Origin of the sequence: Enterobacter cloacae complex sp. 277I4, from assembly GCF_050031465.1 — a bacterium.
GTDB lineage: Bacteria > Pseudomonadota > Gammaproteobacteria > Enterobacterales > Enterobacteriaceae > Enterobacter > Enterobacter cloacae.
In genome coordinates, this window is record NZ_JBLGWC010000001.1 from 1,316,707 (window position 1) to 1,339,050 (window position 22,344).

Genomic DNA, 22,344 nt, shown 5'->3' on the forward strand with positions numbered 1-22,344 from the left:
GATTCAGGGAATCGACGTGGACTCGGTTGATCCTGGCGCAAACGTGTAAGGTAAATCACGAAAGGTGAAATTAGCCTTTAATGCAAATTGCCTTATATGTTAATATCGTCAGGGATGAATAACCATGTTCAGACTTATCGTTCATCATGCGGTTCGGGAGGAGATCCTCGCATTGCCTGCGGTGGTACAGGCGAAGTTGATTCGCCAGCTAGATAAATTGCGTACTCATCCAACCGCATTGAGGGAGCCTGATAGCAAGCCGTTGCCACATGGCTTGTTTGAAATAAGAACAATTGGGCTGCTCCATAGTCGCGGAATTTATGTCTATCAACGGGAGAAGACCATTTTTCTGTTGCGGGTCTTTATTAAGAAGACGCAAAAAACCCCCTCCGCTGAAATCCGTCTGGCACTGAAGAGACAACAGGAGATGTTAGATGAGCAAGAAGATTATTAACTGGGACGAATTAAGAGCAGAGTTATTAAGTGATTCCGAGGTACAGGCATCTTTTGATGCGGAAGAGCGTAAAGCGCGTCTGCGTGACATGCTGGCGCAATGGCGAAACCAGGCCGGACTGACGCGTGCGCAGGTGGCAGAGAGGATGGGGGTTAGCGCGCCAACGGTTTCACGAATGGAAGCAAATATCACACGAGCCAGTCTGGATACCTTAACGCGTTATGCGTTGGTGTGTGGGGTAAAGCATCCGCAGATCACGCTTTATTAATAGCTGGCACGCCGGGATCCAGCGTGCCAGTACTGATTAGCACTCAGTCACAATCGTGCTCAGCGGCAGGCGAGATTTTGGCAGCGTGGCGTTGAAATCTTCCACGCTGTGATGCCCAACCGGCACCACCACCAGGCTGGTGAAACCTTTCTCTTTCAGGCCGAACTCTTCGTCGAGGATCGCGGCGTCGAAGCCTTCAATCGGTACCGCATCCAGGCCCAGCGCAGCCACGCCCAGCAGGAAGTTACCCACGTTCAGATAAACCTGTTTCGCCATCCACTGGTCGTCATCTTTCAGATCCACACGGTGCATGTCAGCGAAGTAGGTACGACCTTTATGGTTCGCCGCTTTGGCTTCTGGCGTGTTGAAACGGCCATCGGCCTCTTCCTGATCCACCACGCGTTCCAGCCAGGCATCGTCCATCGCGGTTTTTGCGCAGAACACCACCACGTGAGAAGCGTCCAGCATTTTGCGCTCGTTGAAGACGTAAGTGCCTGCGGCAGATTTCGCCACGCGAGCTTTACCTTCCTCGGTGCTGGCGACAATAAAGTGCCACGGCTGAGAGTTGGTGCTGGACGGGCTGTATTGCAGCAGGGTTTTGATCTTTTCCGCTTCGTCTGCGGTCAGTTTTTTAGCGGGATCGAACGCCTTGGTGGAGTGGCGTTTCAGGGCGACAGAAATAATATCCATAACAACTCCTGGTAATGAAATTCGCCCGCACGCGGGCGCGAAAGGAGAGCAGATTACAGCGAGACGCGGAAAAAGATAAGTGCGATTCGAGCGCTTATACTGTTCGTCTCAGACGAACAATCAAACCGGTCTGATCCACTTCTGGTCTTTTTTCGGCAGCTTATCCACCACCAGATTCCACGAGTCATTGATGAGATCGGTCACCAGCTCTGGCGTAACGTCGTCGGTACCGTAGAGGGAAATCCAGTGTTTTTTATTGAGGTGATAGCCCGGTTCCACTCCACGATAAATCTGCTGGTTTAACAGCGATTTTTCCGGGTCTGACTTCAGGCTGACGTGGGGCCGTCCATGTACGGTGCCCATCAGCATAAAAATTTTTCCGCCTATCTTAAACACATCGTATTCCGGTCCAAACGGCCAGCAGTGTTCGGTGAAAGGCAGCTCCAGCGCCACGCGTTTGGCGTGCTCCTGCAGGGATTTACTGTCCATCGCTCTCTTCCTGGGCAAGCCCGCGCCACATAACCTCAAACCCGAGCGCTTTAAAATCGACGGCGCGAGAAGGATCGCGGGTGGCAAATTCCATTGTGGATTCGGCAAGCGATAAGAAAAGCGCATCGCCAAAGGTTTTAAACTCATCGGACATAAATACCTGGCGCACCGAGCGGCGGCAGAGTTCATGCAGCTCCGGGAACATCTCTTTCACCGCCAGTTCCGTTTCGGCGCTCAGCTTTTCACTCACGCCTATCTGGCGGATTGCCGCATGCGCCACGGGGTTGCGTATCCCCCAGTCCACATAGCTGTTCCAGATGTTTCGCGTATGCTCTTTCGGTGTGGTAAGGCTGCGGTCCAGATTAGAGAGCATTGACTGACAGAGGTCCTGCTTGAGGTGCAGGTAGAGGGCATTCAGCAGATCGTCTTTGGTAGCAAAGTAGCGGAACAGGGTACCTTCGGCGACGCCCGCTTTACGGGCAATTAACGCCGTTGAGGCGGCAATACCTGACTGCGCAAATGCCGCGGTTGCGGCGTCCAGTAAGGCCTGTTTTTTATCTTCACTCTTCGGACGTGTCACTAAATTTTTCCTCCTGTCAATTGTAAAAACCCTGATTGAAACACGTGCTTTGACCCGCTGCAACGCGGAATGTCAAAGATCGAAAACGTCTTGACGACTTTATCATCATATCTATAATGAGTGCTTACTCACTCATAATCAAGTTCAGCCCGCGCAAACCATCGGATGGGGCGCGTTTTCGGGTCAGGATATGAAAAAGTCCCTCTTCATCTGCGTGGTGTTCGTCATGATTATTGCTTCAGCCGCGAGTTTAACGTTTGTTCTGAATGCCGGATTTGGCCAGCCACCGCAGGGTGCGCAGCTCACGGAAGTGGAGGCCTCGCCGCAGTATCGCGACGGCAAATTCCACAATACGTTGCCCACGCCAGGCTATAACGGCGACAAAAATATGCTGGTGGCGATGTGGGAGTTCCTGACCAAAAAGACCGAAAACGCCCGTCCTGCACAGCCGCTACCGCTGGTGAAAACCGATCTCGCGAGCCTGCCGCGGGAGCAGGAGACGCTGGTGTGGCTCGGTCACTCCTCCTGGTATATGCAGCTGGCGGGGAAACGGATCCTTATCGACCCCGTTCTCGGGAATTACGCCGCGCCGTTTTCATTCCTCAACAAAGCCTTCGCCGGGGAGTATCCCTGGCAGGCGAGCAGCATGCCGGAGATCGACCTGCTGATCATTTCGCACGATCACTACGATCACCTGGATTACGCCACCATCACGGCGCTGTTGCCAAAGGTGAAACGCGTGGTCACCCCGCTGGGCGTGGGATCGCACCTGCGTTACTGGGGAATGAAGCCGGAGATTATTGAAGAGCGCGACTGGAACCAGTCGGTGCGCATCAGCGAGGCGCTGACGGTGCATGTGCTGCCCGCGCGTCACTTCTCCGGGCGCGGCATCAAGCGCAATCAAACCTTGTGGGGCAGTTTTATGTTCGTTACGCCCGAACAGAAGATTTATTACAGCGGCGATTCAGGTTACGGGCCGCATTTTAAGGCCATCGGCGAGCAGTTTGGCGAGGTGGATTTAGCCATTATGGAAAACGGTCAGTACGACCAGGACTGGAAGTACATCCATATGCTGCCAGAAGAAACGGCGCAGGCCTCGGTGGATCTGAACGCGAAAGCCGTGGTGCCGGGACATAACGGGCGCTTCGTGCTGGCGAAACATACCTGGAACGATCCGCTGATCCAACTGGCAAAAGCCAGCAAGGACAAAAATTATCGGCTGTTGACACCCGCGCTGGGCGAGCCTGTCCGGGTGAGTGATCCCACGCAAACATTTCGTGAGTGGTGGGAATAATGATCAATCAGGAAGCTGAAGGGGAGAGCAGTATGACCATTTCCGCTCAAGTCATCGACACTATCGTCGAGTGGATCGACGATAACCTGCACCAGCCATTACGTATCGAAGAGATTGCCCGCCACGCGGGTTACTCAAAATGGCACCTGCAGCGGCTGTTTATGCAATACAAAGGGGAGAGTCTGGGGCGCTATATCCGTGAACGCAAGCTGCTGCTGGCGGCGCGGGATCTGCGCGAATCAGACGCCCGGGTGTACGACATCTGCCTGCGTTACGGGTTTGACTCGCAGCAGACCTTCACTCGCATCTTCACCCGCACGTTCAACCAGCCGCCTGGGGCGTATCGTAAAGAGAACCACAGCAGGGCACACTGAGCTGTTTTACCCGGTGGCGGTTTCGCCTGACCGGGCCTGCATCACGCTTACGACGCCAGAGAAAACCAGCGGCGCCAGACGAAACGCAGCACGAAGAATTCGATGGCGCCGAGCAGTAAGAACCACACGCAGAACAGAATGGTGTAGAGCTGGTTAAGGTCGACCATGTGGAAGGTCTGAACCAGCTTCTGCGCCAGCACCAGCCCGAGAGAGGGTGCCGGTAGCAGCAGGCACGAAAGCAGGGCCAGCAATAAAATGCCGCCCGCAGTGAGCAGCGATTCTAACGGGTGTTTCATCGTAATGTTAATCGTCAGTTAAAAATGTCATTGTCCGGCATCCCGGAACGTAAAGCAATATAAACCCACCCACCCGGTTTCACTGAAATAATCACCACTTATCAGCTTCTTATTCGTAAAATAAAAATAAATCCTCACGCGCGATTAAAACAATATCGCGTTATGTCAATTAATGTCTGGATTACGAAAATAATTTTACAAAGGAATAGGTGCTATATCCAATTAACGTTGCAATAACAATGGCTGCGATAATGTATAACGCCAGACGGCGTCCGCGATAAATACCAAACATGGTTCCTCCTCGTTTAAAGTTGGTTTAGAAATATTTTGTAAAAATTGGCTCATCGAAATAGTTTTATGCAGTTTTGAATAACCGAGAAGTCATTATATTGCGGTAGATCAATTTTACTCGCAAGACTTTAAAATGAATTTATTTTAGCCCGAAAGGAATTCAGGCTTCAGTTCACCGGATATTGAAGGAAAAATACGATGACCGAAAAAAAATTGTCCCCGAACGTGCCGCCTTCCGGCGGGCTGGCATACCAGCAGACCGTAGAGCAGGTGCTTGCGCACACCCAGAGCCAGGCCAGGGGTCTGGAGCGTGCAGAGGCGCAGGCGCGTTTGCAAAAACATGGCCCGAATGCGCTGCCGGAGAAAAAAGGTAAACCCGCCTGGCTGCGTTTTTTAGCCCATTTTAATGATGTTCTGATTTATGTCCTGCTGGCCGCAGCCGTATTAACGGCAATAATGGGCCACTGGGTTGATACGCTGGTTATTTTAGGCGTGGCGGTGATCAATGCGTTAATTGGTCATATTCAGGAAAGCAACGCGGAAAAATCGTTGAAGAGTATTCGTAATATGCTCTCCAGCGAGGCGCGCGTTATTCGCGATGGCAACCATGAAACAATACCCACAACTGAAATAGTTCCGGGGGATATTATTGTTTTACGTGCGGGGGATCGTATTCCCGCAGATATGCGCTTAATCGAAGCACATAATTTACGCGTGGAAGAGGCGATTCTCACCGGCGAATCAACGGTGGTAGATAAACACACCAACCCGCTGAACGGTGAACTGCCGCTGGGCGATCGCACTAACCTGGTCTTCTCGGGCACCACCGTAAGCGCGGGTGGGGGGATCGGCGTGGTGATTGCCACCGGGCAGGAGACCGAGCTTGGCCACATCAACCAGATGATGGACGGGATTGAAAAACACCGCACGCCGCTGCTGGTACAGATGGACAAGCTGGGCAAGGCTATCTTCGCCATTATTCTGGCGATGATGGCGGCGCTGTTTATCTTCAGCCTGGTGTTCCGCGAGATCCCAATGGGCGAACTGCTGCTCTCGCTGATTAGCCTGGCGGTGGCGTCCGTACCGGAAGGTCTGCCGGCGATTATCTCCATTATCCTCTCGCTGGGTGTGCAGGCGATGGCGCGCAAGCGGGCGATTATCCGCAAGCTGCCAACGGTTGAAACCCTGGGGGCGATGACCGTGGTCTGCTCGGATAAAACCGGCACCCTGACCATGAACGAAATGACGGTGAAGGCCATCATCACCGCTGACGCCTGCTACCGCGTGGACGGCAACAGCTACGAGCCGGTGGGCAACATTTACCTGGAAGGCAGCGACGAGCCGATGCAGATCCAGCCGGACACCGTGCTGGAGCAGTACCTGCGCACCATCGACCTGTGCAACGACAGCCAGCTGATTCAGGACGAGCGCGGCCTGTGGGGCATCACCGGTGGGCCGACCGAAGGCGCGCTGAAGGTGCTGGCGGTGAAAGCCCACCTCGCGCCGGTGATGACCACGCTGATTAACAAAATCCCGTTCGACTCGCAGTACAAGTACATGAGCACCCACTACCAGATTGGCAGTGAGGAGCAGATCCTGATTACCGGCGCGCCGGATGTGATTTTCGCCCTCTGCGCACAGCAGCAGACCCGCAACGGTGCGCAGGCGTTTGACCGCGCGTACTGGGAAAGCGAGATGGAGCGCTATGCGCGCCAGGGGCTGCGCATGGTGGCCGCGGCGTTCAAACCGGCAAACGGCGAGCAGGCGCTGACGCATGACGATCTCAGCCACGGTCTGATCTTCCTCGGTATCGCCGGGATGATGGATCCACCGCGCCCGGAAGCCATTGACGCCATTAACGCCTGCCAGCAGGCGGGGATCCGCGTGAAGATGATCACCGGCGATCACCCGCAGACGGCAATGAGCATTGGCCAGATGCTGGGGATCACCAACAGCGAGCAGGCGGTGACCGGCTACCAGCTGGAGAAGATGGATGACACCGAGCTGGCGGACGCGGCGGTGAAGTATGACATCTTCGCCCGTACCAGCCCGGAGCATAAGCTGCGCCTGGTGAAAGCGCTGCAGGATAAAGGCGAAATCGTCGGCATGACCGGCGACGGCGTGAACGATGCCCCGGCGCTGCGTCAGGCGGACGTGGGTATTGCGATGGGCATCAAAGGCACGGAAGTGACCAAAGAGGCGGCGGACATGGTCCTGACGGACGATAACTTCGCCACCATTGCCAGCGCGGTAAAAGAGGGGCGTCGTGTCTACGACAACCTGAAGAAAACCATTCTGTTCATCATGCCAACTAACCTGGCGCAGGGGCTGCTGATTGTGATTGCGCTGCTGGCGGGGAACATCATTCCGCTGACGCCGGTACTGATTCTGTGGATGAACATGGCAACCTCCGCCACGCTCTCCTTCGGCCTGGCGTTTGAAGCCGCCGAGCGCAACATCATGCGCCGTCCGCCACGTCAGACCGGGCAGCACGTGATGGACGCGTACGCCGTGTGGCGCGTGGCCTTTGTGGGCACCATGATTGCCATCGCCGCCTTTGCGCTGGAAGCCCTGCTGGCCCCGCGCGGTCACAGCGCGGAGTTCATCCGCACCGTGCTGCTGCAGATGCTGGTCTGCGCCCAGTGGGTGTACATGATTAACTGCCGCAATACCGAAGGGTTCTCCCTGAACCGTGGCCTGCTGGCAAACAAAGGGATCTGGCTGGTTACCGGCGTGCTGTTCCTGCTTCAGGCGGCCATCATCTACCTGCCGTTTATGCAGATGCTGTTCGGGACGGAAGCGCTGCCGCTGCGCTACTGGTTCGTAACGCTTGCGGTAGCGGGCGTGATGTTCTTCGTCGTCGAAATCGAGAAGCGACTCACCCGCAGGTTCCGTAAGGCTGCATAACCTTTTGCCCTCACCCTAACCCTCTCCCACCGGGAGAGGGGACCCTGACCTCCCTCTCCCGGTGGGAGAGGGCCGGGGTGAGGGCAACAACCCTGAGGTACTCCCATGAAATTCCCACTCCTGTTCGCACTGCTCACCTTCACCCTGCCACCTGCCTTTGCCGCCGCCATTCCTGTTCGCGTTGCCACCGTGGAACAAACTACCCACGCTGCTGAGCGCCAGATCCCGGGCCGCATCGAGGCGATTCACACCGTTGAGTTGCGAGCACGCACGGAAGGCGTGATAACCAAAATCAACTTCCGCGACGGGCAATATGTGAAAAAAGGCGACGTGCTGTTCGAACTGGATGATGCCGAGCCGCGTGCTGCCGTGCGTCTGGCCCAGGCCGAGGTGACAAGCGCCGAAGCCACGCTGCGGCAGGCGCAGCAGCAGCTCTCCCGTTTTGAAAGCCTGGGCAACAACAACGCCATCAGCCGCCACGATGTGGATAACGCCCGTATGCAGCGCGATGTCGCCCGCGCCGCGCTGGAGCAGGCGAAAGCCCGGCTGGAAACCCGCAACGTGACGCTGGGGTACACGCGCATCACGTCACCGATTGCCGGGCGCGTGGGGCACAGCAACTTCCACGTCGGCAGCCTGGTCAACCCCGCAAGCGGTGTACTGGTGGATGTGGTGCAGCTGGATCCGATCCGCATCGCTTTTGCGCTGGAAGAGGGCGCCTTTGCCGCTAAAGTCGGCAAGCATACCGATCTCCGCGCCATGAAGCAGGCCTGGCAGGCATTAATTGACAGCAACGGCCAGCGTATCGTCGGCGAGCTGACGTCGGTGGACAACCGCATCGACCCGCGCACCGCCAGCGTGATGCTGCGCGCCGAATTCGCCAATCCACGCCATCAGCTGCTGCCCGGCGGCAATGTGAATGTTTTTCTGCGGCCCGCCAGCGCAACGCCGGTTATGACGCTACCCGCCGCTGCCGTACAGCAGAATGACGACGGTTTCTTCGCCTGGGTGGTAAACGCCGACGGCAGGGCGGAAAAACGTCCGCTGACGGTCGCCGGACAGATCGGGCAGCAGTTCCAGATCGCCTCTGGCGTACAGCCTGGTGAGCGAGCGATCGCTGACGGCGTGCAGCGTGTTCAGCCCGGCGCTGCCGTCCAGATACTGAATTAAGGAGCCATCATGCTGACGTTTTTCATCAAACGCCCGCGCTTTGCGATGGTGATTGCGCTGGTCATTACCCTGTTGGGGGCTATCGCGCTGAAGCTGATCCCGGTGGAGCAGTATCCGCAGATCACGCCGCCGGTCGTGAATGTGTCAGCGTCATGGCCGGGGGCCAGCGCGGCTGACGTGGCCGAGGCCATCGCCACGCCGCTGGAGACCCAGCTTAACGGCGTGGACCACATGCTGTATATGGAGTCCACCAGTTCTGATGAAGGCACTTACAGTCTGAACATCACGTTTGCTGCCGGGACAGACCCGGATCTGGCCGCCATCGACGTGCAAAACCGCGTGTCGCAGGCCACGGCACAGCTACCGGCCGAGGCACAGCAAAACGGCGTGCAGGTGCGCAAGCGCGCCACCAACCTGATGATGGGGGTAAGTCTTTACTCACCGGAAAACACCCACACGCCGCTGTTTGTCAGCAACTACGCCAGCACTCAGGTGCGCGAGGCGCTGTCCCGTTTGCCCGGCGTCGGGCAGGTGCAGATGTTTGGCGCGCGCGACTACAGCATGCGCATCTGGCTGCGGCCCGATCGCATGAACGCGCTCAACGTCACCACCGACGACGTGGCGCAGGCGCTGCGCGAGCAGAACGTGCAGGGCGCGGCAGGCCAGGTCGGTACACCACCGGTCTTTAACGGTCAGCAGCAGACCCTGACCATCAACGGGCTGGGGCGCTTAAACCAGGCAGAAGAGTTTGCCAACATCATCATCCGCGCGGGCGAGATGGGGCAACTGGTACGCCTGCAGGACGTTGCCACCATCGAACTTGGCTCGCGCAGCTACAGCTCCGGCGCGCAGTTGAACGGACATGACTCCGCCTACCTCGGCATTTACCCCACTCCGTCTGCTAACGCCCTGCGCGTCGCCGGGGCGGTGCGTGCAGAGCTGGAGCGTCTCTCAACGCGCTTCCCGGACGACCTGGTTTATGAGGTGAAATTCGACACCACCACCTTCGTGGCTGCCACCATTAAAGAGATTGGCGTCTCCCTGGCGCTGACGATGCTGGCGGTTGTGGTGGTCGTTTCCCTGTTCCTGCAGAGCTGGCGCGCCACGCTGATTGTCGCCCTTGCCATTCCGGTGTCGCTGGTGGGCACCTTTGCGGTGCTTTACACGCTTGGCTATTCCGCCAACACGCTCAGCCTGTTCGCCATTATTCTGGCGCTGACCATGGTGGTGGATGACGCCATCGTGGTGGTGGAGAGTGTTGAAACGCTGATGGCGGAAGGGCAGAGCCGGACGGCGGCGACAGCGCTGGCGCTGCGCCAGATTGCCGGGCCGGTGATCGCGACGACGCTGGTGCTGCTGGCGGTATTCGTGCCGGTGGCGCTGCTGCCGGGGATTGTCGGCGAGCTGTACCGCCAGTTTGCGGTCACGCTCTCCACCGCCGTAACGCTCTCAAGCCTGGTGGCGCTGACGCTGACACCCGCGCTGTGTGCGCTGCTGCTGCGTCCGCGTCCGGCGCAGCCCGCGGCGATTTTCCGCGGCTTCAACCGGGGGCTGGAGGCCACGCGTAGCCTCTACTCCCGAATGGTGAGTATATTCACCCTTCGTCCGTGGCTGGCACTGCTGACCACCGCAGGCGCGGCGGCTGTGGTGGTGTTCAGCTTTATGTCGATGCCTAAAGGCTTCCTGCCGCAGGAAGATCAGGGCTACTTCTTCGCCAGCGTTCAGCTGCCGGAAGCGGCCTCGCTGGAGCGCACCGAGGCGGTGATGGCTACGGCACGCGAATTAATTGCTAAACATCCGGCGGTGGAAGACGTGATTCAGGTCTCCGGGTTTAACATCCTCAACGGCACCACCGCCTCCAACGGCGGGTTTATCTCCATCATGCTGAAGGACTGGAGCGAGCGTCCGCCGCTGGATGAAGTGATGGGTACCCTTCAGCGCCAGCTGCTGGCGCTGCCGGAAGCAACCATCATGACCTTTGCCCCGCCGACGCTGCCGGGGCTGGGCAATGCTTCCGGCTTCGACCTGCGTATTCAGGCGCAGGCGGGGCAGAGCCCGGCGGAGCTGGAGCGCATCACCCGCGAGGTGCTGGTGAAAGCCAACCAGCATCCGCAGCTGAGCCGCGTATTCACCACCTGGAGCAGCAACGTGCCGCAGCTGACGCTGACCGTTGACCGCGAGCGCGCGGCGCGTCTCGACGTACCGGTGTCACGCATCTTCAGCAGCCTGCAAACCGCATTTGGCGGCACGCGTGCCGGCGATTTCAGCGTCAACAACCGCGTCTACCACGTGGTGATGCAAAATGAGATGCAGTGGCGCGAGCGCGCCGGGCAAATCAGCGAGCTGTTTGTGCGCAGCAACAACGGCGAGCGGGTGCGCCTGAGTAATCTCGTGACCATCACGCCCACCGTTGGCGCGCCGTTCCTGCAGCAGTACAACCAGTTTCCATCGGTGTCGGTGAGCGGTTCCGCGGCGGAAGGGGTGAGCAGCAGCACTGCGATGGCGGCGATGGGCGACATTCTGGCGGAAAACCTGCCAGCCGGCTACGACTATGCCTGGAGCGGCATGTCATACCAGGAGCAGCAGACCGGCAATCAGGCGATATGGATTGTGCTGGCGGCGGTGGTGATGGCGTGGCTGTTCCTCGTCGCCCAGTACGAGAGCTGGACGCTTCCGGCGAGCGTAATGCTCTCGGTGCTGTTCGCCATCGGCGGGGCGCTGGTCTGGCTGTGGATAGCCGGCTACGCCAACGACGTGTATGTGCAGATTGGCCTGGTGTTGCTGATAGCCCTTGCTGCCAAGAACGCGATCCTTATCGTCGAGTTTGCCCGCGCGCGGCGCATGGAGGGGATAGCAATTGTCGATGCGGCTCGCGAGGGGGCATCACGCCGCTTCCGTGCGGTAATGATGACGGCGGTATCGTTCATCATTGGCGTCCTGCCGATGATGCTGGCGACCGGGGCGGGTGCCCAAAGCCGTCGCATCATTGGTACTACGGTATTCAGCGGTATGCTGGTGGCGACCGTAGTGGGGATCCTGTTCATCCCCGCACTGTTTGTGCTGTTCCAGCGCCTGCGCGAGTGGGGGCATAGCCTTACGGACTCGTCGCCCACAGCTCGCAGTGCTTCTGAACCAGAGAAATAAGCGAGCCGCCGTCGGCGATAAAGTCCCGCATGCGCTGCGCCTCGCTCTTGCCCTGCTTTAACAGCAGGGCAAGTTCCTTAATCGCGCTCGTCGCGCCGAGTTTCTCGGCCGATGGCGCAACCTGCTCCAGCAGCCAGGCAAGATCTTCCGCCACCGTCTTATGCTCGCCGGTATGCACGTCCGTCAGTATGCCCTCAAGCCCGTAGCGACACGCCTGAAAACGGTTAAAGCGATACAGCAGAAAATCCCTCTCCTGATGCTTATACGGCCGGGTGGTCAGCAGCCAGTGGGATGTCGCCTGGATCAGCCCGGCGATATTGATCGCATGGCCGAGCGTCAGCGGCGTATCCATCACCCGCACCTCAACGGTGCCAAAATGTGGGCTGGGGCGGATGTCCCAGTGCAGATCTTTAATGCTGTCGATCATGCTGGTTGAGCTCAGGCGGCGAAACAGCCCCTCGAACTCCTGCCAGTTGTTGACCCACGGCATCTGCCCGTTATCCGGGAACCCGGAAAAGATATTGAGTCGCGAGGAGGCAAACTTCGTGTCCGTGCCCTGCATGTAGGGTGATGCGGCGGCCAGGGCGATAAAGTGCGGGACAAAGCGTGACAGGCCATGCAGCAGATAAATCGCGTCATCGCCGGTCCGGCACCCGACATGCACGTGCTGGCCAAACACCGTCGCCTGTAAAATCAGATAGCCAAAGCGCTCCAGCGTGATGTTGTAGCGCTCGTCATCGCACACCTCCTGCCGCTGCCACTTCTGGAACGGATGCGTCCCGCCGCCGCAGATCTGAATATGATGCTCCGCCGCCGCTCGCAAAATGCTCTGCTGCATCATGGAGAACTGTGCCGCCGCCTGATCGATGTTCTGGCACACGCCGGTGGCAATCTCAAGCATGCTTTCGGTGATATCGTGTTTAACTTCACCGCCTTTGATGTCGTCTTTAACGGCGGCGATAAGCGCGGAAGAGTCCTGGCTCAGATCGTATCCCGGTGGGTTAACCACCTGCAGCTCGAGTTCGATGCCAAGGGTATAGGGTTCAGAGGATTTGAAATCGGGTAAAGGCATGGCGCACTCCGTTGTCTGTCGTGTGTTGAGTATAGACAACGACGTGGCGCTCACTTTTTACAGTGGTATAACTGTTAGCAGGCTTAGCGAAAAGGGGAGTTAACCATGTCTGACAATCCAGTGGTTGCGCTGATTGGTCCTGGTGCAATTGGTACCACTATCGCCGCGGTGCTACATGACGCTGGTCGCACGCCGCAGTTGTGCGGACGCACCGCACATCCTGAACTGCGTCTGCGCGACGACGAAGGTGAAACGGTCGTGCCGGGTCCGGTATTAATCGACCCGTCCGTCGTCACGCGTCCCGCCGATCTGGTTTTTGTGGCGGTAAAAACGACGCAGAACGCCGACAGCGCCGGGTGGCTGCGCGCCCTGTGCGATGAAAACACAGTGGTCTGCGCCCTGCAAAACGGCGTGGAGCAGAAAGCCCAGTTGGAGCCGTGGGTTAATGGCGCAACGGTGCTGCCGTCGGTGGTCTGGTTCCCGGCGCAGCGTGAGCCGGATGCCTCCGTCTGGCTGCGCGCCAAACCGCGCCTGACGCTGCCGGACGTTCCGCAGGCAAAACGGGTGGTAGACGCGTTGCAGGGCACACGCTGTGCGGTTGAGCTGTCGGCTGATTTCGCCACTGTCGCCTGGCGCAAGCTGCTGCAAAACGCGGTGGCCGGGCTGATGGTGCTGGCCAACCGTCGTGCCGGGATGTTTTCGCGCGAGGATATCAGCGCGCTGGGGCTGGCGTATCTGCGCGAAGGCCTTGCTGTCGCCCGTGCCGAGGGGGCAGCGCTCAATGATGACGTTGCGCAGGAGATCCTGGCGAACTTCCAGCGCGCACCGGCCGATTTAGGCACCTCGATCCTTGCCGACCGCCAGGCCAACCGCCCACTGGAGTGGGATATCCGCAACGGCGTGATCCAGCGCTATGGCCGCGCGCACGCGCACGGTATTCCGGTGCCCATCAGCGATGTGATAGTGCCGCTGCTGGCGGCGGGGAGCGAGGGGCCGGGCTAACGGCCGCTGTTTTTCCGTTCGGCAAAGTAGTGCGCGGGCGTGGTGCCCATTGCTTTGCGAAACATGGTGATAAACGCATTCACGGATTCATACCCGAGTTTTGTTGCCACATTCTGCACCGGGGCACCGCTCGCCAGCTCCTGCAGGGCAATAATCAGGTGCAGCTGCTGCCGCCATCGCCCAAAGCTCAGCCCGGTCTCGCGCTGCATCAGGCGCGCAAATAAAATAAAAATATATTTAAAATCAATTTGTTCCTGTATTTTTGCTTAAAGGGATGCTATCGAAAATACAACACTGCTCCGGCGATAACGATTGATACCAATCCTAAAGCGGAGAAAGCATACTCGACGATAAACCAGTTTTTGAGGTGAGGTGGCAAGTCTTTGATGAATGCAACATCATCATTTGTACTGTCAACTGAGCTTTTACCAAAGATCAAAGGGTTCACGATAAAGTTGATCTTCGCTGCGTAACCTGAGCTAAACCCTATAGAATCGGCATTATCGAAGATAATCGATCCGGCAGGGAGAGAACCAAACTTTTCTTTATACAGCGTGCAGATCGCGGAGAAGCGCTTTTTGTTGAGAAATGAGAGGAACGTGACCGCGATACCACAGCAGAGGCTTAACCCCGCGAATCCGCAGATAATCAGATCAGATAGAGTGAACATTTATTTAACAACCTCGTAAATTTTCTCTCCTGCAAACTCCCCAACGTTGCTGCCAACTTCACCGACACCATACCCAACGGCTCCAGAAACTATTACGCCACATGCTAACGCGCCAACGGCTCCGACTTCTACAGTTAACGCGCCGAGCACTACCGCACATGCCGCAGTGGCTCCACTATACACTGCTGAGGATGTGTAAATACCCGCAGCAGTACCAACACTGAATCCGCCGACCTGAGTAAATGCCGCTTTTTCACAATCGCTCCCAACGGTGCAGGCTTCATAAACTTTGTCCAGCCTGTTAGCGCCATCGAGAGCAATACCGACATAGCCAACTGCTTTCATCATCTTCACGTATTTTGCTGCGTTCTCCATGAAGGTGGCGTAGCCTTCAATGTCAGCAACCCCCGTTTGATTCCAGCGGTGAGTGATAGAACTGGTCGATAGTCCTAATGCTCGCTTGATGTCCGGGTAGTCTTGCAAGGCGAGTTTGTGACGGGTGAAATCAGTGAGAATGCTATCAAGTTCACCGAATAGCTGCCGCCTCTGCACATAGAACTGTTCGCTGATCAGTGAGCCACTGGTAATGTACTGATTTTTGTACGCTTGCTGAATCCTGGTCAAAACATTTTCGATCTTCTCAAAGTATTTACCAGCAGCATCTGAAGCAACCCCGGCTGTCGTACTGGCACGTGAAGTAAACAGATCAATGGTGTCTTTGTTCTTATGAAGAAAGTTAGCTTCATGGATAGTCAGTGGTTCTAACGCTGCATCAACCCTCGCTTTCGCGGCTTTCATGTGGGCAATCTGTTCCTCGTCCTGCTTTTCAGGATCAACCAGAAGCATAATCGAACCAGCTTTGTATTTTTCATCGGGGCCGTTCAGCGTAGCGAATAGTTCCTTTGCTCGCGCTGGCGGGTTTTCGGTGAATAGCAGACGTTGCCAGGCTTCTGTAGTGCCGCCATAGGGGAGAACGGCAAAACCAGCGTCTATGCCTGTTTTCTTCTTCGCTGTCTGGGCGTGTTGTTCCGGTTCTGATTCAATCGGTTCTGGGAGTACAGGAATCCCTACGGGGTGAGACAGATCAGTGTGTGTTACTGTTTCTTCTCCACCAAGTTCGTAACCATCGTCAAAGTTTGAAGGAACGAATTTCGATTTGCAGGGGCAGGAGCTATAGCTGTGCAGCGTTCCGGCGATCCTTTTACCATGTATATAGTCGGTATCAAGCCCGCCACAGATACGGTAACGACCTGGATATTTACCACAGGTCACTTGATGACCTTCACAGGACATGTCTTTACCGAAAAACTGATGATCACTCCATCCTTCAATAATCCTACCGCCGCATACTGTCTTATCGCCCCTGAATAAAAAGTACCCCTTAACGCCCATCAGTGCTTACTCCCTGGCATGGTTAAGAATCCTTTCGGGAATGTATCACCTTCACGAAATACCAGTCTGCCGCTGGACTGTGGTGTTGAGATTATTTCTTCTCCGTTATCGAGCATACTGCCAACCAGTGCCGCAGATGCGCCTTGCATTAAACGCGCTACACCTGCACCGGAAATAATAGTGGCTTCACTGCCGTCAGCGTAAACAACTCTATCTCCAACCCGCGCCATCTTATACCCACCAGTTGGACTGCCTGTCGAAGCATTGCGGATCACTCCCCTGTTGCGGGTGATGCTTCCCACTACAGCGAATCGGAAAATGGAGGCTAATGGGCGACTAACTTGTTTATTAAAATCCTCAAGCTCTTCACGTGTCTTGCTGTCACAGCTTGCTAAAAAATCTTCGTCGTAGTGTTCCTGTGAGGAGGATTCTCGGATTTCAGGCGTGATCTCGTTGGTGTATTGCTGCATAAATCCCTCTACTTTATATGGAAATAATCCCTGCGGTCATTTTACAAACAATGACCACATGCACAACAAGTATTAAATCTAAGTGAAACTACGTTTCGTAAGAGAAGGTTATAGTCATGAAATCACTGCTCTCTTTACTGGCTCGCTATACGCTGACGTTAAGCGTCGTCGCGGCGGCCAATTATCATGGCGCACTTGCCGCTGATGGGTTATGACCCTGTACTCACGGGGCACGTGGAGAGCATCGGTCATGGGATTGGCGATAACAACGACGAGACCGGCGGGCTGGGTCTGCCCGACGTGGAGCCCACCTTCAGCTGGGTGCGGCTGGCGCAGCGCGTACCGGTGCGCATTCATATCGACACATTACCGAAGGGGGTTGAGCTGGTGGCGGGCCTGTCGGCGAGCGTGGCGGTGGGACAATAATCTGGGGATAGTCAGCCTTAAACACATATGCGAAACTTACCGCTTCTGAAAAAATGTGGTGGGACCCGCTCAATGTCAGAACCATCTTCGCAGTGCCTGTTTAATGAAGGAATGATCGCTTTTCCTGAGGGCTATCGGGATCGTACCGTCAATGTCTTCGCGCCGCCTGCAGCGGATGCGCCAGCATTCAACATCTCCCGTGATACCCTCAACCCCGGCGAAGCGCTTGCCGCGTATATCGATCGCCAGCTCGCCCTGATGGAAAAACATCTCAAGGGCTGGAAGCAGGGTGAACGCAGTGCCGCAACGCTCGGCGACGGCCTTTTGCAGGGTGAAATTGTCCACGCCAGCTATCTGCGCGACGGGAAACGCATCTGGCAGCAGCAGGCCGTGTTTAATGCCGAGGGCGATAACATTCTGGTGTTCACCATGACCTGCACCCGTACGCTGGGCGATACGGACTGCGCGCTGTTCGGCGATCTTCTCAGGAGCTTTCGCTTCCACCATTAACACCAGGGATAGTCGTTATGTTTGAAGCTGCACGCGTTGGTGATGATATCGGCCACTCCGGTGCGCTGGCCGGGATGATTGCCGGAACGATTGTCGGTGGTCTGATTGCCGCCGCCGGGGGCATTCTGGCGGGGGCGATGTTTATTGCCGGTCTCGGCGCATCCTGCCTTGGCGTGGGTGTGCTGCTCGTCGGCGCAAGCCTGGCCGTGGGGTATTACACCGGGGAGCTGGCGACCGCCGCCCGGGACAGTATCGCCGACGCCGGGGCATCCAGTATGACGAAGAAAGGTGTCATCACCTCCGGCTCGCCCAATGTGTTTATCAACAGCAAACCCGCCGCCATCGCGACGGACAGCGCGGTGAAGTGCTCGGACGACGGCTCGCAGCAGATGGCCGAAGGCTCTAAGCGCGTCTCGATTAACAGCCAGCCTGCGTCCCGCATCGGGGATCGCACCACCTGCGACGCGAAGGTGATGACCGGCTCGGACAACGTCTTCATCGGCGGCGATCCGCAGCAAACCCTGCCCATTCAGTCTGAAGTGCCCGAGTGGCTCTATAAAGTCTCCGATCTTACTCTGCTGTTCGCCGGGCTTCTCGGCGGCTGGGGCGGTGCGGCCGGCAAAGTCGGGGCGCTCTCTAAGCTGCTGGGCAAAATCCCTGGGATCAATAAGCTGGCCCGTATCGCCTGCCGCGCCGGCACGCTGATGACCGGCGTAGCGGCCGCGGGGATCATCGCCCGTCCGGTGGATATCGTCAGCGGACAGAAGTTTCTCAGCGGGGATGATGAGCTCGATTTCGTTCTGCCGTCGCGCTTGCCGGTGCGCTGGCAGCGCTACTGGCGCAGCGGCAACCCCGGCGACAGCGTGCTGGGCCGCGGCTGGAGCCTGTTCTGGGAAAGCCGCCTGGAGCCCTATCAGGACGGGCTGGTGTGGCGTGCGCCGTCCGGCGATTACATTGCCTTCCCGAACGTGCCGAAAGGGATGCGCACCTACTGCGAGAGCGAAAAAAACTGGCTTGAACATCACCATGACGACAGCTGGTCGGTGTATGACGTCAGCGGCGAGCGCTGGCACTATGCGCCGCTGCAGGATGACGCACCGTCACTGCTTCAGCGCATCTCAGAACCTTGCGGCAACGATATTCTCTTCGAGTGGAATGAGGATAATACTCTGCATGCCCTGACCGACAGCGCGGGCCAGCGCGTGGTCTGCCGCTACGACCGTGACAGGCTTGCCAGCGCCTGGCTGGATGACGAGATTTGCCTGGTCAGTTACGCTTATGATGAACAGCGCCAGCTGGTCTGCGTGACCGGCCGGGGCGGTAGCGTGCGCCGACGCTTCCGCTGGCAGGACGGGCTGATGAGTGCCCACGAGGACGCCAACGGCCTGCTGAGCGAATACCGCTGGCGGGAGATTGACGGTCTGCCGCGCGTGGTCGGTTTCCGCCACAGCGGCGGCGAACAGCTGACGTTCGAATACGATTTTGAAAACGGCATCCGTCGCGCCATTCGTGATGATGGTGCGCAGGCGAACTGGCTGATTGACGACGACGACAACGTCGCGCGCTTCACGGATTACGACGGCCGCCAGACGACGTTTGTCTACCGCGACGGCGAGCTCAGCGATGTCATTCTGCCCGGCGGTGCGATGCGCTGCAGTACCTGGGATAAGTATGGCCGCATGACCAGTGAGACGGACCCGGCAGGCCGTCGCACAGAATATTACTGGTATCGTCTGACCGACCGCATCACCCGGACGGTCTACCCGGACGGTACTTCATCGCAGGCGATGTACGACCTTCGCGGTCGTCTGCAGTCGGAAACGGATCCGGCCGGTAACGCCATCGCGTATCACTATCCCGATGAGGAAGAGAACCTGCCTGAGAGCATCACCGATGCCCTCGGCGGCGTGGTACGTCTGGTCTGGAACATCCAGGGGCTGCTGACGCAGCGCACCGATTGCTCCGGCAGCGTGACCCGTTTCAGTTACGACCGTTTCGGGCAGCTGATTGCCAGCGAGGATGCGGAAGGGAATATCACGCGTCGGGAGTGGAACAACGCCGGGTTGCTGAGTGCCGTGATCCATCCGGACGGCAGCCGCGAGTCGCTGGTGTGGAACGAACGCGGCCAGCTCACGGGCTGGCGCGACCCGCTGGAAAGCGAGGTACGCTGGGCCTATAACGCGCTCGGTCTCCCGGTCAGCCTTACCGACCGTATTGGCCGCGTGCGCCAGTGGCGCTACGACCCACGCGGTAACCTGCTGCGACTCGATAACGGCAACGGGGCGGAATACCGCTTCACCTATGACGCCGTGGGCCGCCCGCTCAGCGAAACGCGCCCGGACGAGACCGTGCGCCATATGGAATGGGATGCGCGAGGGTTCCTCTGCGCGCTCGAAGAAAATGGCCGACCTGCCGCCGACGGCGGCATCGCCCGTCGCGTCCAGCAGTTCAGCTATGACGACAGCGGGCTGCTGATCGGGCGCACTCAGCGCCACGCGGAGTACCGCTACGTCCGCGACCTGAGCGGCCAGATCACCCGCATCCGTCGCACCCCAACAGCCGACGGCGTTGCGCTGGGTATCGAAAGCGATGAGATTGCATACCGCCATGATGACGCCGGGCGCGTGCTGAGCGAATCCGGCATTAACGGCGCGGTGGGCTATGAATGGGATGCCCTGAGTAACCTGACCGGCCTGACGTTGCCCGGCGAGCAAAAGCTGGCCTGGCTGCACTATGGCTCCGGCCATGTCAGCGCCATCCGCTTTGGGCAGCAGCTGGTGACCGAGTTCACCCGCGACCGCCTGCACCGCGAGGTGCGCCGCACCCAGGGCGCGCGCGAGCAGTTCCGCCAATATGACAGCCTTGGCAGACGTACCCTGCAGCGCAGTGAGCTAAGTACGGACGTGACCCTGCCGGAGCAGGCGATACTGGAACGCCTGTATCGCTACACCGCACGCGGTGAGCTTTCTGGTGTCAGCGACACCCTGCGCGGTGAGGTGGATTACGGCTACGACGCCGAAGGGCGTCTGCTGAAGCACTACGAGGCCCGACAGGGGCACAGCCGCGCGCAGTTCAGCTATGACGCCGCGGATAACCTCGCCGCCAATGACGATGCGGTACCGGTCACGGATAACCGCCTGCAGCACTGGCAGGCGCTGTTTATGAAATACGACCACTGGGGCAACCTGGTCAGCCGCCGCAACGGGCTGTATGAACAGCATTATGCGTATGACGCCGAGAACCGGCTGGTATCCGCCCGCGGAACCGGGCCGGAAGGGCGGTTTGAGGCGCGCTATCACTACGACGCACTGGGCCGCCGTACCCGCAAAATCGTCACTACCGCGCACGGCACCACCGAAACGCGCTTCCTGTGGCAGGGCTACCGCCTGTTGCAGGAGCAGCAGCAAACCGGGCTGTGCAGTACATATATTTATGACCCGAATGAAGCCTGGAGCCCGATGGCGCGGGTGGATCATCTCCGTGACCAGAGCAGCGGTGAGATTTACTGGTTCAACACCGACCTGAACGGCGCGCCGCTGGAAGTGACCGACGAGCGCGGCGCGGTGCGCTGGAGCGGCCAGTACGGCAGCTTTGGCGAGGTGCGCCATCAGAGCGAAGGGTTCTCACGGGTTGTGAATCGCACAGCGATGGCGCATCAACCGCTTCGCTATGCCGGGCAGTACGCTGACGGTGAAACGGGGCTGCACTATAACCTGTTCCGCTACTACGACCCGCAGGTCGGGCGGTTTATTGTACAGGATCCGATTGGGTTGAATGGCGGGCTAAACACTTACGCGTATGCTCCAAACCCTTACAAATATATTGATCCGCTTGGGTTATGTAAGGGAGATGTAGTAAGAGGTAACAATCCGTACCAGACGCGGGTAGATCCCCGTTTCCCCGGAAGACCTGATCCCGCATTCTCAATAGACACCAGAACATTTGAATCGGGAACACTAACTTCAAAGGGTGGTATAAGAAATAATCAAGAATTTTGGAGTCAATGGGCTGATATGCAACCAGGTTCCTTAAGTAATAGTAATTTATATAGAATAAAAGAGTTAGGGTTGTCACCAAAAATAGATGACACATGGATTAAAGCATTTCCTGAACATGTGAATTATAAAGGAGATACAATAATACATCATCATGTCGATTTTGGACCATATGCTATACCTGTACCTGGAAGTACTCATGTTGGCAGTGGCGGTATTTGGCATACGAAATGAGGGTAATAGTTATGTTGTTAACAATAAATGAAATTGAAGTTAAGTTGAATGAGAAGTTCTCTCCTTTTAATGGAGAAATGGATGATTTGATTTTGAAAAAAAGAATGGTGCCTGTAAATAATATCCAGCATTCTGAGGAAAGACTTGGTGTAAATTTCCCAAAGGATTTTATTGAGTTTGTCAATAATTATGATATTGATAACTTCTCTTTGGGGAATATATCTTTCGGCCATGGCGATGATTATTTGGAGAAAATAGTCAGGATTAACAATGATGAGTTTAACCATTGGTGGATTGGCGAGCATAGACCAGATGGTGTGATATGTATTGCAATATCAGACCCTTATACAATCTTACTTAATACTCATAATGGCAAAGTTTATGCTATTACAAGTGAACAAACTATGGATGGATGGGAATCGATAGCTGATACTTTTGAACTATTTATCAGAGGTATTGGTTCGCATTTCTTAAAAGCATGCCCGCTAACGGAAATTATAAATTCAACAGGGGCAAATGATATTTCTTTCTGGAATGGTATATAATGTTTCTTTACGGGGAGTATCTCTTGGATATTTCCCGATTTTTATTTATGAACAGCGTACTAGTAATAAAA

Annotated in this window: 19 protein-coding genes and 2 pseudogenes; 12 read left to right on the forward strand and 9 right to left on the reverse strand. The window is 56.9% G+C overall.

The genetic code is table 11. From position 1 onward, the window contains the following. Window positions 1-124 precede the first annotated feature (124 nt). Together ACQG19_RS06290 and ACQG19_RS06295 are read left to right on the forward strand one after the other, a co-directional pair. A complete protein-coding gene (locus tag ACQG19_RS06290) occupies window positions 125-454 on the forward strand; it encodes a type II toxin-antitoxin system RelE/ParE family toxin (RefSeq protein ID WP_044158813.1) in 330 nt (109 codons plus the stop codon). After that, the gene (locus ACQG19_RS06295; RefSeq protein ID WP_013097683.1) at window positions 435-722 is read left to right on the forward strand and encodes a helix-turn-helix domain-containing protein; all 288 of its coding nucleotides are present in this window, start codon (window positions 435-437) and stop codon (window positions 720-722) included. Before ACQG19_RS06290 ends, ACQG19_RS06295 begins: the two co-directional genes overlap by 20 nt. 36 nt (window positions 723-758) lie before the next feature. Here ACQG19_RS06295 and nfsB read toward each other — a convergent pair whose 3' ends face one another. The 3 genes from nfsB to ACQG19_RS06310 all read right to left on the reverse strand — a co-directional run bounded on the left by nfsB (window position 759) and on the right by ACQG19_RS06310 (window position 2,481). After that, window positions 759-1,412, reverse strand: coding sequence for an oxygen-insensitive NAD(P)H nitroreductase (gene nfsB, locus ACQG19_RS06300; protein WP_013097682.1), 654 nt, complete (start codon window positions 1,410-1,412; stop codon window positions 759-761). A gap of 120 nt (window positions 1,413-1,532) precedes the next feature. Further along, window positions 1,533-1,901, reverse strand: coding sequence for an MmcQ/YjbR family DNA-binding protein (locus ACQG19_RS06305; protein ID WP_013097681.1), 369 nt, complete (start codon window positions 1,899-1,901; stop codon window positions 1,533-1,535). Further along, entirely contained in the window at window positions 1,891-2,481 is a 591-nt protein-coding gene (locus tag ACQG19_RS06310; RefSeq protein WP_426725859.1) for a TetR/AcrR family transcriptional regulator, read from the reverse strand. Before ACQG19_RS06310 ends, ACQG19_RS06305 begins: the two co-directional genes overlap by 11 nt. Window positions 2,482-2,671: 190 nt before the next feature. Here ACQG19_RS06310 and ACQG19_RS06315 point away from each other — a divergent pair, with 190 nt between their 5' ends. Both ACQG19_RS06315 and ACQG19_RS06320 read left to right on the forward strand, forming a co-directional pair. After that, window positions 2,672-3,775 carry an MBL fold metallo-hydrolase gene (locus ACQG19_RS06315; RefSeq protein WP_246931607.1) on the forward strand — a complete coding sequence of 368 codons (1,104 nt, stop codon included), beginning with the start codon at window positions 2,672-2,674 and terminating at the stop codon, window positions 3,773-3,775. A gap of 32 nt (window positions 3,776-3,807) precedes the next feature. After that, the gene (locus ACQG19_RS06320; protein ID WP_014830972.1) at window positions 3,808-4,149 is read left to right on the forward strand and encodes a RamA family antibiotic efflux transcriptional regulator; all 342 of its coding nucleotides are present in this window, start codon (window positions 3,808-3,810) and stop codon (window positions 4,147-4,149) included. Window positions 4,150-4,196: 47 nt separating this feature from the next. On the opposite strand, the gene ACQG19_RS06325 is transcribed toward ACQG19_RS06320, so the two are convergent. After that, the gene (locus ACQG19_RS06325) at window positions 4,197-4,445 is read right to left on the reverse strand and encodes a DUF1158 domain-containing protein (protein WP_013097677.1); all 249 of its coding nucleotides are present in this window, start codon (window positions 4,443-4,445) and stop codon (window positions 4,197-4,199) included. A gap of 489 nt (window positions 4,446-4,934) precedes the next feature. On the opposite strand from ACQG19_RS06325, the gene ACQG19_RS06330 reads away from it, so the two are divergent. From ACQG19_RS06330 to ACQG19_RS06340, 3 genes are all read left to right on the forward strand, one after another. Continuing rightward, the gene (locus ACQG19_RS06330) at window positions 4,935-7,643 is read left to right on the forward strand and encodes a cation-transporting P-type ATPase (protein WP_246931605.1); all 2,709 of its coding nucleotides are present in this window, start codon (window positions 4,935-4,937) and stop codon (window positions 7,641-7,643) included. Window positions 7,644-7,748: 105 nt separating this feature from the next. Beyond that, the gene (locus ACQG19_RS06335) at window positions 7,749-8,813 is read left to right on the forward strand and encodes an efflux RND transporter periplasmic adaptor subunit (protein ID WP_219248689.1); all 1,065 of its coding nucleotides are present in this window, start codon (window positions 7,749-7,751) and stop codon (window positions 8,811-8,813) included. A 9-nt stretch (window positions 8,814-8,822) separates the two neighbouring features. Then, the gene (locus ACQG19_RS06340) at window positions 8,823-11,957 is read left to right on the forward strand and encodes an efflux RND transporter permease subunit (RefSeq protein WP_058661405.1); all 3,135 of its coding nucleotides are present in this window, start codon (window positions 8,823-8,825) and stop codon (window positions 11,955-11,957) included. On the opposite strand, the gene ACQG19_RS06345 is transcribed toward ACQG19_RS06340, so the two are convergent. Continuing rightward, on the reverse strand, window positions 11,908-13,029 hold the full coding sequence (locus tag ACQG19_RS06345) for a YbdK family carboxylate-amine ligase (RefSeq protein ID WP_023620415.1): 1,122 nt from the start codon (window positions 13,027-13,029) through the stop codon (window positions 11,908-11,910). The genes ACQG19_RS06340 and ACQG19_RS06345 overlap by 50 nt on opposite strands. Window positions 13,030-13,134: 105 nt before the next feature. On the opposite strand from ACQG19_RS06345, the gene ACQG19_RS06350 reads away from it, so the two are divergent. After that, window positions 13,135-14,031, forward strand: coding sequence for an oxidoreductase (locus ACQG19_RS06350; RefSeq protein ID WP_246931603.1), 897 nt, complete (start codon window positions 13,135-13,137; stop codon window positions 14,029-14,031). On the opposite strand, the pseudogene ACQG19_RS06355 reads toward ACQG19_RS06350, so the two are convergent. The 4 genes and pseudogenes from ACQG19_RS06355 to ACQG19_RS06370 form a co-directional block, all read right to left on the reverse strand. Beyond that, window positions 14,028-14,249, reverse strand: a pseudogene (locus ACQG19_RS06355) (helix-turn-helix domain-containing protein); the annotation flags it as partial. The gene ACQG19_RS06350 and the pseudogene ACQG19_RS06355 sit on opposite strands and share 4 nt — an antisense overlap. A 59-nt stretch (window positions 14,250-14,308) precedes the next feature. Continuing rightward, complete coding sequence (locus ACQG19_RS06360; protein WP_246931601.1) at window positions 14,309-14,701, reverse strand: hypothetical protein; 393 nt, start codon at window positions 14,699-14,701, stop codon at window positions 14,309-14,311. Continuing rightward, window positions 14,702-16,093: a PAAR domain-containing protein gene (locus ACQG19_RS06365; protein WP_040021426.1), complete on the reverse strand. Its 1,392-nt coding sequence runs from the start codon at window positions 16,091-16,093 to the stop codon at window positions 14,702-14,704. Continuing rightward, window positions 16,093-16,563, reverse strand: coding sequence for a PAAR domain-containing protein (locus ACQG19_RS06370; RefSeq protein ID WP_040021424.1), 471 nt, complete (start codon window positions 16,561-16,563; stop codon window positions 16,093-16,095). Before ACQG19_RS06370 ends, ACQG19_RS06365 begins: the two co-directional genes overlap by 1 nt. Window positions 16,564-16,752: 189 nt before the next feature. Between ACQG19_RS06370 and ACQG19_RS06375 the strand changes: the two are divergent. From ACQG19_RS06375 to ACQG19_RS06390, 4 genes and pseudogenes are all read left to right on the forward strand, one after another. Next, window positions 16,753-16,989: pseudogene (locus ACQG19_RS06375) on the forward strand (efflux transporter periplasmic adaptor subunit); the annotation flags it as partial. 72 nt (window positions 16,990-17,061) lie between these two features. Next, window positions 17,062-17,499 carry a DcrB-related protein gene (locus ACQG19_RS06380; protein WP_045902376.1) on the forward strand — a complete coding sequence of 146 codons (438 nt, stop codon included), beginning with the start codon at window positions 17,062-17,064 and terminating at the stop codon, window positions 17,497-17,499. A 17-nt stretch (window positions 17,500-17,516) separates the two neighbouring features. Then, window positions 17,517-21,728, forward strand: a complete 4,212-nt coding sequence (locus tag ACQG19_RS06385) for an RHS repeat-associated core domain-containing protein (RefSeq protein WP_246931599.1) — start codon at window positions 17,517-17,519, stop codon at window positions 21,726-21,728. An 11-nt stretch (window positions 21,729-21,739) separates the two neighbouring features. Continuing rightward, window positions 21,740-22,273: an SMI1/KNR4 family protein gene (locus ACQG19_RS06390; RefSeq protein WP_095907486.1), complete on the forward strand. Its 534-nt coding sequence runs from the start codon at window positions 21,740-21,742 to the stop codon at window positions 22,271-22,273. Window positions 22,274-22,344 lie beyond the last annotated feature (71 nt).

Excerpts from the sequence above, each read along its gene's own strand:
- ACQG19_RS06385 (WP_246931599.1), top strand. The coding sequence starts at position 17,517 with ATGTTTGAAGCTGCACGCGTTGGTGATGATATCGGCCACTCCGGTGCG.
- ACQG19_RS06345 (WP_023620415.1), bottom strand. The coding sequence starts at position 13,029 with ATGCCTTTACCCGATTTCAAATCCTCTGAACCCTATACCCTTGGCATC.
- ACQG19_RS06330 (WP_246931605.1), top strand. The coding sequence starts at position 4,935 with ATGACCGAAAAAAAATTGTCCCCGAACGTGCCGCCTTCCGGCGGGCTG.
- ACQG19_RS06315 (WP_246931607.1), top strand. The coding sequence starts at position 2,672 with ATGAAAAAGTCCCTCTTCATCTGCGTGGTGTTCGTCATGATTATTGCT.
- ACQG19_RS06335 (WP_219248689.1), top strand. The coding sequence starts at position 7,749 with ATGAAATTCCCACTCCTGTTCGCACTGCTCACCTTCACCCTGCCACCT.
- ACQG19_RS06340 (WP_058661405.1), top strand. The coding sequence starts at position 8,823 with ATGCTGACGTTTTTCATCAAACGCCCGCGCTTTGCGATGGTGATTGCG.
- ACQG19_RS06290 (WP_044158813.1), top strand. The coding sequence starts at position 125 with ATGTTCAGACTTATCGTTCATCATGCGGTTCGGGAGGAGATCCTCGCA.
- ACQG19_RS06320 (WP_014830972.1), top strand. The coding sequence starts at position 3,808 with ATGACCATTTCCGCTCAAGTCATCGACACTATCGTCGAGTGGATCGAC.
- ACQG19_RS06365 (WP_040021426.1), bottom strand. The coding sequence starts at position 16,093 with ATGGGCGTTAAGGGGTACTTTTTATTCAGGGGCGATAAGACAGTATGC.
- ACQG19_RS06370 (WP_040021424.1), bottom strand. The coding sequence starts at position 16,563 with ATGCAGCAATACACCAACGAGATCACGCCTGAAATCCGAGAATCCTCC.
- ACQG19_RS06295 (WP_013097683.1), top strand. The coding sequence starts at position 435 with ATGAGCAAGAAGATTATTAACTGGGACGAATTAAGAGCAGAGTTATTA.
- nfsB (WP_013097682.1), bottom strand. The coding sequence starts at position 1,412 with ATGGATATTATTTCTGTCGCCCTGAAACGCCACTCCACCAAGGCGTTC.
- ACQG19_RS06360 (WP_246931601.1), bottom strand. The coding sequence starts at position 14,701 with ATGTTCACTCTATCTGATCTGATTATCTGCGGATTCGCGGGGTTAAGC.
- ACQG19_RS06350 (WP_246931603.1), top strand. The coding sequence starts at position 13,135 with ATGTCTGACAATCCAGTGGTTGCGCTGATTGGTCCTGGTGCAATTGGT.
- ACQG19_RS06305 (WP_013097681.1), bottom strand. The coding sequence starts at position 1,901 with ATGGACAGTAAATCCCTGCAGGAGCACGCCAAACGCGTGGCGCTGGAG.
- ACQG19_RS06325 (WP_013097677.1), bottom strand. The coding sequence starts at position 4,445 with ATGAAACACCCGTTAGAATCGCTGCTCACTGCGGGCGGCATTTTATTG.
- ACQG19_RS06390 (WP_095907486.1), top strand. The coding sequence starts at position 21,740 with ATGTTGTTAACAATAAATGAAATTGAAGTTAAGTTGAATGAGAAGTTC.
- ACQG19_RS06380 (WP_045902376.1), top strand. The coding sequence starts at position 17,062 with ATGTCAGAACCATCTTCGCAGTGCCTGTTTAATGAAGGAATGATCGCT.